Genomic DNA, 317 nt, shown 5'->3' on the forward strand with positions numbered 1-317 from the left:
CGACCACGCCGACGAGGTCGGGGTGCTTGGCGTCGATGCCGGAGTCCAGCACCGCGACGGTGACGTCCTTGGCGGTGTGCCCGGACTTCCACGCCTGCGGCGCTCCGGTCAGCGGGACGCTGGTGTCGTTGGAGTAGGACATCTTCCCGTTGAGCCACACGCGGTCCGCGCCGCTGATCGACCGCGCGCCGCTCGGTCCGCGCAGGCTCTCCCACGTGGCGGTCGCGCTGGCCTTGGGCGTGCTCACCGAGGTGATGCCGAGCGCGGCGACCCCGCCCGCGCGCCTGCTGCCCTGCGGCAGTGCCGGTGCCGAGCGG

Annotated in this window: 1 pseudogene; it reads right to left on the reverse strand. The window is 74.1% G+C overall.

What is annotated here, in order from left to right:
* A pseudogene (locus CCN37_RS37965) lies at nucleotides 1-317 on the reverse strand (hypothetical protein); the annotation flags it as partial.

The organism is Allokutzneria sp. NRRL B-24872, assembly GCF_002155965.1.
Taxonomy (GTDB): Bacteria; Actinomycetota; Actinomycetes; order Mycobacteriales; family Pseudonocardiaceae; genus Allokutzneria.